This window comes from Colwellia sp. BRX10-1 (assembly GCF_014077545.1).
GTDB lineage: Bacteria > Pseudomonadota > Gammaproteobacteria > Enterobacterales > Alteromonadaceae > Colwellia_A.
Window position 1 is genome coordinate 89,126 of the sequence record NZ_JACGWC010000015.1, and the last position, 12,000, is coordinate 101,125.

At 37.5% G+C, this 12,000-nt stretch carries 13 protein-coding genes and 1 pseudogene; 5 read left to right on the forward strand and 9 right to left on the reverse strand.

Going from position 1 to position 12,000, the window contains the following annotated elements:
• The first annotated feature begins 15 nt into the window (after positions 1-15).
• Positions 16-1,044 (forward strand): zinc-binding dehydrogenase, encoded by a 1,029-nt coding sequence (locus tag H4J75_RS13100; protein ID WP_182175702.1) that lies wholly within the window; start codon positions 16-18, stop codon positions 1,042-1,044.
• Between the two features lie 9 nt (positions 1,045-1,053).
• On the opposite strand, the gene H4J75_RS13105 is transcribed toward H4J75_RS13100, so the two are convergent.
• Positions 1,054-1,842 (reverse strand): ABC transporter substrate-binding protein, encoded by a 789-nt coding sequence (locus H4J75_RS13105; RefSeq protein WP_182222387.1) that lies wholly within the window; start codon positions 1,840-1,842, stop codon positions 1,054-1,056.
• Between the two features lie 768 nt (positions 1,843-2,610).
• On the opposite strand from H4J75_RS13105, the gene H4J75_RS13110 reads away from it, so the two are divergent.
• The 3 genes from H4J75_RS13110 to H4J75_RS13120 are packed head-to-tail and all read left to right on the forward strand — an operon-like array spanning position 2,611 to position 5,013.
• Positions 2,611-3,336 (forward strand): 5-oxoprolinase subunit PxpA, encoded by a 726-nt coding sequence (locus H4J75_RS13110; RefSeq protein WP_182222388.1) that lies wholly within the window; start codon positions 2,611-2,613, stop codon positions 3,334-3,336.
• Positions 3,336-4,040 (forward strand): 5-oxoprolinase subunit PxpB, encoded by a 705-nt coding sequence (gene pxpB, locus H4J75_RS13115; RefSeq protein WP_182222389.1) that lies wholly within the window; start codon positions 3,336-3,338, stop codon positions 4,038-4,040. Before H4J75_RS13110 ends, pxpB begins: the two co-directional genes overlap by 1 nt.
• Entirely contained in the window at positions 4,033-5,013 is a 981-nt protein-coding gene (locus tag H4J75_RS13120; RefSeq protein WP_182222390.1) for a biotin-dependent carboxyltransferase family protein, read from the forward strand. Before pxpB ends, H4J75_RS13120 begins: the two co-directional genes overlap by 8 nt.
• 49 nt (positions 5,014-5,062) lie before the next feature.
• Here the strand turns inward: H4J75_RS13120 and H4J75_RS13125 are convergent, their stop codons facing one another.
• The 8 genes from H4J75_RS13125 to H4J75_RS20230 all read right to left on the reverse strand — a co-directional run bounded on the left by H4J75_RS13125 (position 5,063) and on the right by H4J75_RS20230 (position 11,758).
• Positions 5,063-5,308 carry a hypothetical protein gene (locus H4J75_RS13125; protein ID WP_182216598.1) on the reverse strand — a complete coding sequence of 82 codons (246 nt, stop codon included), beginning with the start codon at positions 5,306-5,308 and terminating at the stop codon, positions 5,063-5,065.
• Between the two features lie 200 nt (positions 5,309-5,508).
• Positions 5,509-5,958 carry a hypothetical protein gene (locus H4J75_RS13130; RefSeq protein ID WP_182222391.1) on the reverse strand — a complete coding sequence of 150 codons (450 nt, stop codon included), beginning with the start codon at positions 5,956-5,958 and terminating at the stop codon, positions 5,509-5,511.
• Positions 5,959-6,148: 190 nt separating this feature from the next.
• Positions 6,149-6,598, reverse strand: a complete 450-nt coding sequence (locus tag H4J75_RS13135; protein WP_310733698.1) for a methyltransferase — start codon at positions 6,596-6,598, stop codon at positions 6,149-6,151.
• Between the two features lie 234 nt (positions 6,599-6,832).
• Positions 6,833-7,447: a MarC family protein gene (locus H4J75_RS13140; protein WP_182222393.1), complete on the reverse strand. Its 615-nt coding sequence runs from the start codon at positions 7,445-7,447 to the stop codon at positions 6,833-6,835.
• Positions 7,448-7,762: 315 nt separating this feature from the next.
• Positions 7,763-8,455, reverse strand: a complete 693-nt coding sequence (locus H4J75_RS13145) for an SOS response-associated peptidase family protein (protein WP_182222394.1) — start codon at positions 8,453-8,455, stop codon at positions 7,763-7,765.
• 194 nt (positions 8,456-8,649) lie between these two features.
• On the reverse strand, positions 8,650-9,354 hold the full coding sequence (locus H4J75_RS13150) for a porin (protein ID WP_182222395.1): 705 nt from the start codon (positions 9,352-9,354) through the stop codon (positions 8,650-8,652).
• 343 nt (positions 9,355-9,697) lie between these two features.
• Positions 9,698-11,158 carry a 30S ribosomal protein S12 methylthiotransferase RimO gene (rimO, locus tag H4J75_RS13155; RefSeq protein WP_182222396.1) on the reverse strand — a complete coding sequence of 487 codons (1,461 nt, stop codon included), beginning with the start codon at positions 11,156-11,158 and terminating at the stop codon, positions 9,698-9,700.
• Between the two features lie 471 nt (positions 11,159-11,629).
• Positions 11,630-11,758, reverse strand: a complete 129-nt coding sequence (locus H4J75_RS20230) for a hypothetical protein (protein ID WP_259366401.1) — start codon at positions 11,756-11,758, stop codon at positions 11,630-11,632.
• A gap of 72 nt (positions 11,759-11,830) precedes the next feature.
• Between H4J75_RS20230 and H4J75_RS20235 the strand changes: the two are divergent.
• Positions 11,831-12,000 (forward strand): annotated as a pseudogene (locus H4J75_RS20235) (IS30 family transposase); the annotation flags it as partial.

Below are 12,000 nucleotides of genomic sequence, written 5' to 3' on the forward strand. Positions count from 1 at the left end.
AGTTTGAGTTTTTTTATGCTAACTACTGAGATATTGCCCAACATTGACCAACCTACTTCTATGCGAGCTATAGTGCTTGAAAAGGCAAACGAAAAAATCCATTTATCTGACGTGCAATTGCCGTTACCTGAGTGCGATGAACACGAGCTGTTAGTTAAGGTTGAATATGTAGGTCTCAATCCTATTGATGCTCATTTCGCTAAAAGTGGATTTTCTCAATGGCAATATCCTCATATTCTTGGCTTAGATGCAGTTGGCATTGTCGTTCAAGCTAAAAAAGGCCTGTTTCCTAATATTGGCGATCGCGTTATGTGGCATGCCAATATTGGTCAACAAGGCGTGCTAAGTGAGTACGCTAAAGTCCCTAACTTTGCCGTTTCTATTGTGCCAAAAAATGTTACAGCAAGTGAAGCGGCAACACTTCCTTGTGCCGGTATGACGGCTTTAATTGCTTTAGATAAATTACAAGTAGTACAAGGCGATACTATTTTAATTGAGGCTGGTGCAGGTGCTGTTGGGCAATTTGCTATTCAGTTTGCCAAGGAACGTGGTGCAGATGTGTTTACCACGGCTGCTAAGCATAATCATAAATTAGTAAAGAAACTCGGTGCTGATGCAATATTTGATTACCACGATAAAAAACTTTGTCAAAAAATTCGCCTAGCATTAGGACCACAAGGTTTTGATGCAGTTCTTGACTCTGTTGGTGGTGACTCAACAATGCGTAATATTGAGCTGATGAGGTTTTGTGGTCGTATTGCTTGCTTGCGTCCCTTGCCTAACATTGACCAAGAGCTCATGTTTAGAAAAGCGCCCAATATCGGCATAGTATCACTCGCTGGTGCGTGGTTAGCCAATAGCTTGTGCGCACAACAAAAAATGAGTTTTAAGAGTAATCAATTACTTGATGCACTAGCAAAAGGCAGTATTCAAACGCCTGATATTACCTTAATTGAATTTAACGCACAGCAGGTTTCTCGTGCCCTGCATATTCAAGTTGATGGAGGTTTTACCGGTAAACAAGTGGTAAAAATATTTGCCTGAGGGTTTTATTTAGTCCCTTGGCTGGCTACTTTTTGAGTGCCAATCTGAGATACCATAACGCTGCAATATTTTTGACAGTTGTCCTTCTGATCTTAGTTTTATTAAGCCTTTATCAAAGGCACTAATATAGTTAAGTTTAGTGTCTGGTGCAAAGCCGATAAAAAGCGGAACAAATATACCTTGGGTACCGGCATATTGTAAGTTAGTGATTTTTTTATCCTGAATTTCATATTCAACATTAAAACGCGAATCAAGCAGCACAGTTATACGCTGCTTACTGAGCATTTTTAAAGCACTGGATAACGGCTTATCTCCCGAGGCTAAAAATATAAATTCACCCGAGGTTTCTTTTAGGCGACTCACTGCACTGCCGTATTCATAGCCATTAATAAGCCCAAGAATATTGCCCTGTTCAATGAAGTTTTTAAGGTTCTCTATGGTAGAAAATTTCCATTGAGTTTCGTTACTAACATAAAAGTCATTATACAAGCCGCCATAAACTTGTTGGCTTTGCCTTAAATCAAAAGCTTCAATGTGTTCTTTTGTTAAAGCGAGGACCATGTCTAACTTTGATTGTTGAAGAAGCCTTAATGAACGAGCCAGCGGCATAAGGGTAAAATTAACATCATAGTCTTGAGCTTCAGCAATTTCACTGATGATTTCAATTAATATACCTGGCTTATCATCTTCATTACAAATGTAAGGACACCATTCGTCTGAAGCAATGTTTATGGTGTCATTTGCCCCAACTTGCAGTGACCATGAAAAAACAATAAATAATATATATTTATACGGCATTTAGCACCATCGTTTTTACCTAATTTCAACGGTGAAATTAGGTAAAACCCCATAAGAATGTAAGTAGATCTATTGGTATATTAATAATTATAACAATAGTCAGCTATTAGCTTGTTAAAGATTAGCTTATTTTTAACTTTAACTTTAACAGAAACGACCGATTACTTGTTACTAGGGTCAAAAGTAACAATACCAATTTATACCTTACAGGCATTGCTAATGTAAAGTCGCTCGTCAAACAACTGGCCATTCATCCCATGATTGTAATCAATACACCCCGTTATTTTATCATGTCAGTGGCAACTACCTATTTGAAAACCTAGCATTAAATCAAGTCTTTGCCTTAACAGGACTACAGACCATAACTGCCGGTAAAGTCTAAAACAATGACATTAACACATGCAAGGAAATGTACAGGTAACATTTTATCTTATTACTTGCGAAAATAAATTATGTAGGATCAATAGGTACACAAAAATGATCATTTATTGAACTGGCAAGTGTCTTATTGCATTGATTTTATTGTTGTACACTCCCAAAAGTATCATTAACATCTTTTTATATTTATCTCAGCCATTTGATTTAAGTAATCTAGCCTCTCTTATTTAGATACTATTAGCCTTATACACCTAAAATTTAGTAAGATGCTGGCTAATCTTTGTCACTTAATAGCATGCTAAAGATTTAAAATAACGATGCTTGGTCAGAGTATCGTTAAAGTAATCATAATTCTTCACTGCATATACGGTAATATTTTTAGGAAATGAAATGAAGTTAAATTGCGACCTCGGCGAAAGTTTTGGCTCTTGGAATATGGGCTCAGACGCAAAAGTAATGCCGCACATTGATCAAGCAAATATTGCTTGTGGCTTCCATGCCGGCGATCCTTTGGTCATGCAAAAAACATTACAATTAGCTAAGCAGCACAACGTTAGTGTTGGCGCTCATCCTAGTTACCCTGATTTAGTTGGTTTTGGTCGTCGCTCAATGAAGTGCTCCACAGAAGAAATTATTGCGTTAGTTTTATATCAGGTGGCGGCTATTGATGGCGTTGCTCAGTCTTTAGATATTGAGCTTAGCTATGTAAAACCTCATGGTGCACTATATAACGACATGATGACTAATATTGAAGTGCGCGAGGCGATACTTTCAGCCATAGCCCAATATCACAAACCACTTAAGCTAATGATACAAGCAAGCTCAAATATTAAAAAACATCGCGCTCAAGCAGAAAAATTTAACGTGGAAATACTCACTGAAGCCTTTGCTGACAGATGCTACAACGATGATGGCAGCTTGTTATCACGCAACATAACAGGTGCGGTGCATAATAGAGAAAAAATGATCGCACAAGTTAAACTGTTAAAAGAGCAAAGCAGTGTCATCACTATTAATGGTAAGCGCTTACCTTTAGAAGTAGACAGCTTGTGTGTGCACGGTGACAACCTCGAGGGCGTAGAAGCAATAGCCACTATTAGGGAGCTTATTCGTTAATGTCAGCAACATTTAAAATAGAAATTGCCGGTGAAAACAGCTTGATCCTTTATTTTGACCAACCCGTTAATGATGAAGTTGCCGCAAAAGTACAGCAAGCACAATGGCTGATCAGGCAAGAGATGAGCAATGATATTATTGATTTAATACCATCTTATGCTTCAATATTAGTGATGTTTAATTTACACAGTATCGACCATCATCAGATCACTAACAAATTGCAAAAGCTATTAATAAACTCACCAATAATTAATCATAATCAAGGGGCACTCATCGAATTACCTGTTTATTATTCGAGCGAGTCAGGACCCGATTTAGCGGCTATGGCTAAATCTAAAGATTTAACCATAGAGCAAATAATTACCCTACATCAGCAACAAGAATATAACGTATATGCTATTGGCTTTGCGCCGGGCTTTGCTTATTTAGGCGAAGTTGATCAGCGTATTGCGATGCCTAGATTAAGCACTCCTCGTATAAAAGTGCCTAAAGGGGCTGTTGGTATTGCTGACAGGCAAACAGCTGTTTATCCAAGTACTTCTCCTGGCGGTTGGAATATTATTGGTCTTTGCCCTATTGAAATGTTTAACGCCAATAAAGCGCCAACAATGCCCGTTCAAGTAGGTGATAGGGTTAAATTTAAAGCGATTTCCAAAGATGATTTTTTTGCACTAGGTGGTGTATTAGGTGCAACATATGATTAGTCAAAGTAAAGCTTCTTTAAGAAGACCGGCAATAAACTTAGGTTTTATTGTTAAACGACCAGGCATATTAAGTCTTGTTCAAGATGAGGGTCGTTATGGTGCTTTTAATGTCGGTTTAACCAATGGTGGTCCGATTGATAAGCTGGCTTTTCACTGGGCAAACCGCTTATGTAATAATGCCCTTAATGTTAGTGCTATTGAAGTGAGTGTTGGTGGTTTTGCCATCATTGCACAAGTAGATGCTGTTATTGCCGTAACAGGCGCTGACATGCCATTAACCATTAACGGTCAAGTAAAAACGTTATGGCGCAGTTATCAGGTGAAAGCCGGTGACTTAATCGAACTAGGTTTTACTAACCTTGGTATGCGAAGTTATTTTGCTGTTGCTGGTGGTTTTAATATAACACCCAGTTTTGGCAGCACTGCAACCGTTTGCCGTGAAGGTATCGGGGGATTAAAGGGCAAAAAATTAGCCGCGAACGATATACTCCCTTGTGTAACAACAAAAGATTCTCAATTAGTTAATTTATCTATAGAAGACCAACCTAAATATAGCCAAGAAGTACTGCTGCGTATTATTCCTAGTTATCAGAAACATCATTTCAGTGTAGAACAGCAAAAATTGTTTTTTTCAAGTGAATATAGCGTTGGTAAAAGCTTTGATCGGATGGGTTATCGTTTAGAAGGTCAAAAAATTGTCTCTGATATTAACGGCATCTTATCAGAGGGTATTTGTCATGGTGCCGTGCAAATTCCTAGCGATGGCCAACCAATAGTATTAATGAATGATCGTCAAACAATTGGTGGCTACCCTAAAATCGGTGCAGTTATATCCATTGATACCGCCAAATTAGGTCAGTTATCTCAAGGCGGTAAAGTACGCTTTGCGCCTATTACGATGGAAAAGGCACGTGAACTTATTCTCGAAGATTTAAGCTTATTTGAACAAACCCAAGTTAGCGTCTGTGATTAATATAAGTCACACAAATAAGCTATTGGTTTAGTTTGAAGCTATGGTTGTATTACTTAGCGCGAGTAAAGACCTGCTTATAGTAATAATGCAAAACATAACCAGAAGCGAGTACAGGGAAAATAATAGAACTTAATAAATTAGCCCACTGCCCTGTTGATGGCTCAAGTAGAACTAAACTAACCAATAGACTTAGACCAAGCCCAAAAAGTGCACATAATACAACAACGCCGAATAAAACGATTTTACTGGTAAAATAACAATCATCTTCTGCTAACTTTTTAACACCTACACCCATTAACTGCCCTTATTAAGCTAACAACTTATTATAACTGTGTTTCATTATATCTATAAAAATTAGAATAATACCTAATAAAAACAATATCACACTAATAATAATGAAGAAGTCTACGTTTATTATGACTTCAACTGCAGATATTAACTCGTCTAGTTCTACAGTTGATTCTGATTAGTTTTGCAACGCTATTTGGTCGCTCTTCAACGTTGATACTCAGTAGCGTTTTTAGCCAAGCCTTGATTTATTTTATGTTGCATATAAACCACATGTAACAACGATGTAATAAACGGGTTTAACCAAAGTTTGTCTCCTTTATTAGCGCCTGCAATTAGATTAATACGATTACGCACCATAATTATCCAGGTGATATCGAAAATAGATGAGATAATATGAAAACCTAAGGTGAAATTTAAAATACCAGGCTCTTGCCAGTTTACTAGTGCGTGAATTAGAGTGCCAAACGAAATAATATATAAAAATATAGTGATAAAAATAAAAGTCTTAGATATTTTTAACGCTGTATGTTTATTAATTTGCTTAGACAACAGGTAGAGCTTATATATCAAATATGAGCCGATACTTAGAATACAAAGAGCTAAAGTCTTTGTTACTGACGCAATATCAAAAACGCCCATAAATCCATTTTTCATTTATTCTCCAAAGGTAAAACACACTAATACTATTTAGCTACACTCCAATAAGGAGAGGTTAAAAGTTTACTGAAATGTTGAACGAAATAAAAACAGCCAATTGTTAATTTTCATTATTGAGTGGCTTGTCAGCTAGATACTGAAATTTAGAATATAGTATATCGTCATTACGCCTTAATAAAGCCAAAGCTCATTTTGGTTGCCAATGGTATACGTAAATAGGTGTTTGATAGAAGTCTCTAAGCCTGATGACTCTTGTTGGTTGACATAAAGGTAAGGCGAAGGTGTTACTCACAATAGTAACCTTATTAAAGACTTCATCTACTAACTTTTCTTGAAGAGCGACCATGCCTTCAGGAAAAAGGTAACAAACTAGGGTCGAGGCAGTACTGAGATCAGCGTTTTTAAAGTCTTTACGAAAGAGAGTAAGGTTATCTAAACGTAAACTGTGTTTCAAAATTTTTGAAACCAACCACGGAAACCAAGATAACTCGTAGCCGATAACTTGCTGATTGGGGTGTTTTTGGGCAACAGCTATAACCAGCGTGCCCCAACCAGAGCCTAGATCAATTAAAGGTCCTTTTTCATACGTATCTATTTCAGCAAGCATGGTTTTGCACGCTTTGCTTGAACTCATCATAGGGGAAATCCCCGTTTTCAGCGTACTCCAAACAATGGATAATACTATTAGAATAACTATGACAAGAAGTATTAGAGAAAAAAAGTCCATGTTAACAATAGCCTAAAATAGTTGAACGCTGATGATTTCGCTTACACCTAACACCGCAACAAGCGGAAAAAGCCAACTGTTCATTTTACCTTTAATAAAAATTAACAAGACACTCATCCTAAATGTGAGTTAATTTCCCCCTACCTATAGCAGTTTATAATAATCACCAAAGCCAGCTAAAATATTCGTGATAGCAATAGATGAAAGAATGAGTCCCATAACTCGACTGATCACACTTGCTCCACTTGTCCCTATAATGCGGTTAATGAAGCCAGCGAGTAACATTAAGATATAAACTAAAATTAGGACAGATAACATAACTAATGCAGTTTGCGTTTGCTCCCAGAGTGAATATACAGAATTTTTAGTTAAGAGTACGGCCGCTAGCATGGCTCCGGGGCTTGCAATGGAAGGAACCGCAAGTGGAAATATGGCAGTTTCTTTATGGGAATCTTGTAATGATTTTATTTCTTCATCGGGTTTACTATCGCCAAAAATCATATTGAGAGCAAAAAGAAACAAAACGATCCCTCCAGATATTTGAAATGCGGGTAATGGAATGGATAACGCCGTTAAGACTATTTCACCAACAATCAAGAAAAACAACAACACACACGCAGAGACAATGGTGGCGAGTAAGGCAACACGACGCTTAGTTTTTTGGTCATATTGAGCTGTTACAGCTATAAATACTGGTATTGTGCCAATTGGATCTACAACAGCAAAGAATGTTATAAAAACCGCTAAAACATCTATCATTTTACATGTCCCCCAGATTTAGAAAAGTTTAAAACACGATTGTATTATTTAAGTCGAAAACTGGTGAAGTATACAAGATATAGACTTTCTAAACGATTTTAATTAAGGTAATTATCCCTTCTTAAAGATTGATCCCCTCAATAATAATACCTTAGGCTTTTCAAAATATTACATCAACTAAGTCTAAATAAGAAACGGTTATTAAACACACAACACCAGCTTTTAAATGTGCTTCTACGCTAAAACCTTCTGTTCCTTTTACGCTATTTACACCTACTATCAATTATCTCAGATAACTTAGTGTATTATCGACTTTCAATCATAAGGAATTGTTTGCGGCAAAGAAATTGGCTGATGAGTCATGGGTCTATCAATTTGATGGGCAATCAAAGACTGAGGCAAACGCGGATGTAACAAATGTTCAAATTGATTAAGTTCATCACATTGTGGATCTAACCACTTGTCTATGAGTGATAAATTTTGCGGGAGTATCAGTGGCATGGCTTTGCTGTGGATATGTTTTAATTTTTCATGTGCGGGCAGTGTTATCACCGAGCAACTGAGTTTTATTTCACCCGTTTTATTGTGCTGCCATGTTCTATACAAGCCCCCCAATATTAAACCGCCAGACTCTGCTTGCATATCAAAGTAATGAACCGGCTTTTTATCGACAAATTCAGTTTCACCAAAGCCTTTAACGGCAATGATACACCTAGCGCTCCGATACGCCTGATAACCTGCACTTTGGGGAGTATTAAGCTTATCAAATCGGGTATTAAATGAAGTAAACCGAGAGGGTTTAAAGTCATTTTCAGTTTGATCTAGCAATAACCACCACATAGCACTTTCTACTCGGCGTTGTTCACCCACATTCCTCACAATGGAAACAGTGTCTGCAGCTTTAACAAAGCGACGATCAATCGGCCTATCGATAACCTTATTTATTTTTAAGCGGGTATAAAGCTTTTTTACACCGCTATCAAACGTCGTATTCAACCGACCACACATAATACTATCCTTATTTATATCGGCCAGTGTAGCAACGAATATTAGCTGTGTCTTGCCAACGAATGTAACAAGTTGGTGTTAAAGAGAAAATGACTTAGTGACGACTGATGATTAAAAAGAAGATGTTTTTAATGATAAAAGTGAGCCTATTCAACTCACTTTCATATGACTAACAAGGGTAGTTACCCAATTAGTTAAAAACGATAGGTAGCGTAAACACCTGCCACACGATCAAAATTATTATCATATTGATAACCATTTTCTTGGGCATCGAAGCTTGAATAACCAACAAACATCCCAATGTCGGTCTGTTTGCTGTAATTATAATTAACACCAAGACTAACTTCATGAGCGGATTTTTGCTGAAAGTCTTTTAAATCTCGATAAGTATAGTTAACGTTAGCCGTCCAATCTTTTGCTAAGTGGGTTTGCACACCAACAGAGTAACGGTATTCATCTTTATTTTGTAGCTTCTCTTCATCCCACTTTACATAACCTAACGAAAAAATTAGAGCTAAGTTTTTATCAAAGACATACTTACCCTTTAAGTCGGTACCATAAGCAACCGAATCTCCATTAATGGTTGACTCTTGAAAGCCCCTTAAACCTAACCCAACCGCTAACTCAAAGCCTGCTTCATTGTCAGCGCGAGCTAAAAGTCGGTAACTAATACCATTCAAACCAATCGTTAAATTGTCAGTCAGCCCGTAGCCCAGATTTAAATTTAGCGCTGCGTGTCTTTCATCCTTCTCTTCTCCCCACGCTAAGGCACCACTGACGGCAATGGTGCCATCAGTTAATGTTAAAGGTCTTAATATTGGATTGGTAGGATATTCAGTTTCTGCAAAAACAGTCGATGAAGCTAAAAGTAATACCGTACTAATAAGTGATTTTTTCATAATAATTGTTCCCTAAAGTTTATGTTTTGTAATTTATGGGGGTATTATAAAAACTTATTGCGTTCGGTTCCTGAGGCTTTTTGTCTATCAAATGTCAGCGTTGTGTGAAAAATTGTAAGAAAGCGCAATCCGATGGAAGTCATCACTCATCAATAAAAGGTTAACAGGAGAGGTTTTTGTGTAAAAGCAGATGTAACGATGGGAGAAATATGTAGCCCGTAAGATAGCGGATATAATGTTAAGAGCGTTATTTTGGCAAAAAATAAAGCAATAACACTATGGCTATTGCTTTATATTTCAGAGCGATTTAAAACTGAGACATTAAGGGTTATGCCTAGGTGATTTAAGCTTCTTCGCTTTCTTCATCTTCTACACGAACGCCCCAAACATCATGCTCGTCGGCATGAATAATTTGTACCCACATTAGGTCGCCTGGCTTAGCGTCATAATCATCAGACAAATAAACTTTACCATCAACTTCTGGCGCATCCATATAAGAACGCCCAACAATACCAAGGGCACTTACTTCATCAACAAGAATTAAATATTCTTGGCCAATACGTGCTTGTAGTTTTTCGCTACTTATTCTCGCTTGTACTGCCATAAAACGTTGTAAACGATCTTCCATTACTTCGTCTGAATTATGATCAGGTAAAGCATTAGCCGTAGCACCTTCAACAGGTGAGTATTTAAAACAACCGACGCGGTCTAATTGCGCTTCTTCTAAGAATTCTAATAACTCTTCAAATTCTTCTTCTGTTTCACCCGGGAAGCCAACAATAAAGGTTGAACGAATCACTAATTCAGGGCAAATCTCACGCCATTTAGCAATGCGTTCTAATACACGGTCAGAGCTACCAGGACGTTTCATTAATTTTAAGATACGTTTATTAGCATGCTGAAAAGGAATATCTAAGTATGGCAGTATTTTACCTTCAGCCATTAATGGAATAATTTTATCAACATGTGGGTACGGGTAAACATAATGTAGACGGATCCAAACACCACGCTTGGCTAATTCTTCACATAACTGCTGCATGTGAGTCTTAACCGGCATGCCATCCCAAAAATCAGTTTTGTGTTTAACATCAACGCCGTAAGCCGAAGTATCTTGAGATATAACTAACAATTCTTTAACGCCAGCATCAACTAAACGTTTGGCTTCACCTAAGACATCGCCAATAGGACGAGAGTCTAAGTCGCCTCGCATCGAAGGAATAATACAGAACGTACAACGGTGGTTACACCCTTCTGATATTTTTAAATACGCGTAATGCTTAGGGGTAAGTTTAACGCCTTGTGGCGGCACTAAATCAATAAAAGGGTTATGAACAGGCTTGGCTACATGTTTGTGCACTTGTGTTAACACTTCATCGTAAGCATGAGGTCCCGTAACACCTAAAACATTAGGATGTAATTCGATGATTTCGTCTTTCTTTACGCCTAAACAGCCAGTAACCAATACTTTACCGTTGGCAGCAAGTGCTTCACCAATAGTGTCTAAAGACTCTTGAACGGCTGAATCAATGAAACCACAGGTATTTACAATCACTAATTCTGCATCATCGTAGCTATTGGTTACATCGTAACCTTCAGTGCGAAGCTGAGTAAGGATGCGCTCGCTATCAACAAGATTTTTTGGGCAGCCCAATGAAACAAATCCGATTTTAGCCGCTTTAGAGGGCTGTTGACTATTCTTTTGCTCTTCAATCATCTTAGACGGAATGTCTAATGTGGTTGTCTGGCTCTCGGCTGAATTACTGCTTTTTTTAGTTGCTTGTGGATCGAATTGTTCTACGGTCATATAGTGTCTCAACTTACTCTTATTGTGTAACTGGTGCTTTTACTAATGAAGAGCAGCGTCATAAATGTTGGTTTAACTGTCTTTATAGCTAACTTTAGTGTGTTTGCTTAGGCAGTTGCTTAATGGCAAGGATTATACAGGAATGTTTTGTTCGATGGTAATGGATTTGATGCTACCTGGCTATAAACTCCGAACAAACTGAATAAGAGAAACTATACTTTTCTCTCTTTCTAAAAGCGCTTCCATCATCTTTAAGTATTTAACAAATATGCAACCTAATTCCATTCTCATTTAACAATATTTACATTTATCGACCTAATCTTATTGGCCTAATTTTTAACAACACTAATTGGCAACTTTAACCATTTCAGAGTCCGCTCATTTTATGATGGCGTTAAGAAAAAAAGAATGGCTAAAGTAATAGCAGTGCTTCCTTGCACTGTATTAGGGGGGTATGTGCGAGTCTAAAAGCTACTTTTCTTTTGTTTTCAAAAAATCTTGATATTTCGCAATATGAGGCTTTTCTATTAATACTTTACTCATAGGATCAATAATCACTAAATCATTGGCGGACACTTTAATCGTTTGTGGTGTATTCATGGTTAATGTCGTGATCTTGCCTTGAGTTCAAATGGTCAATGCAATGCTATCCTTAAACAAAGGAGCGCAGCTATGAAAAGAAGAACTCGTATTATCTATACTGCTCAGCAAAGAGCTTTAATGTGGGAAAAATACCAACAAGGAAGTACGCTTAATGATATAGCTCGATTGTTTGACCGACATCATCCTTCTATATCCCGCATTATAGCGGCGACTGGAGGTATACGACCTAACAACAAACA

Coding starts and splice junctions, on each gene's coding strand:
- H4J75_RS13125 (WP_182216598.1), bottom strand. CDS start 5,308: ATGGGTGTAGGTGTTAAAAAGTTAGCAGAAGATGATTGTTATTTTACC.
- H4J75_RS13100 (WP_182175702.1), top strand. CDS start 16: ATGCTAACTACTGAGATATTGCCCAACATTGACCAACCTACTTCTATG.
- rimO (WP_182222396.1), bottom strand. CDS start 11,158: ATGACCGTAGAACAATTCGATCCACAAGCAACTAAAAAAAGCAGTAAT.
- H4J75_RS13130 (WP_182222391.1), bottom strand. CDS start 5,958: ATGAAAAATGGATTTATGGGCGTTTTTGATATTGCGTCAGTAACAAAG.
- H4J75_RS13140 (WP_182222393.1), bottom strand. CDS start 7,447: ATGATAGATGTTTTAGCGGTTTTTATAACATTCTTTGCTGTTGTAGAT.
- pxpB (WP_182222389.1), top strand. CDS start 3,336: ATGTCAGCAACATTTAAAATAGAAATTGCCGGTGAAAACAGCTTGATC.
- H4J75_RS20230 (WP_259366401.1), bottom strand. CDS start 11,758: ATGAATACACCACAAACGATTAAAGTGTCCGCCAATGATTTAGTGATT.
- H4J75_RS13105 (WP_182222387.1), bottom strand. CDS start 1,842: ATGCCGTATAAATATATATTATTTATTGTTTTTTCATGGTCACTGCAA.
- H4J75_RS13110 (WP_182222388.1), top strand. CDS start 2,611: ATGAAGTTAAATTGCGACCTCGGCGAAAGTTTTGGCTCTTGGAATATG.
- H4J75_RS13135 (WP_310733698.1), bottom strand. CDS start 6,598: ATGATGAGTTCAAGCAAAGCGTGCAAAACCATGCTTGCTGAAATAGAT.
- H4J75_RS13145 (WP_182222394.1), bottom strand. CDS start 8,455: ATGTGTGGTCGGTTGAATACGACGTTTGATAGCGGTGTAAAAAAGCTT.
- H4J75_RS13120 (WP_182222390.1), top strand. CDS start 4,033: ATGATTAGTCAAAGTAAAGCTTCTTTAAGAAGACCGGCAATAAACTTA.
- H4J75_RS13150 (WP_182222395.1), bottom strand. CDS start 9,354: ATGAAAAAATCACTTATTAGTACGGTATTACTTTTAGCTTCATCGACT.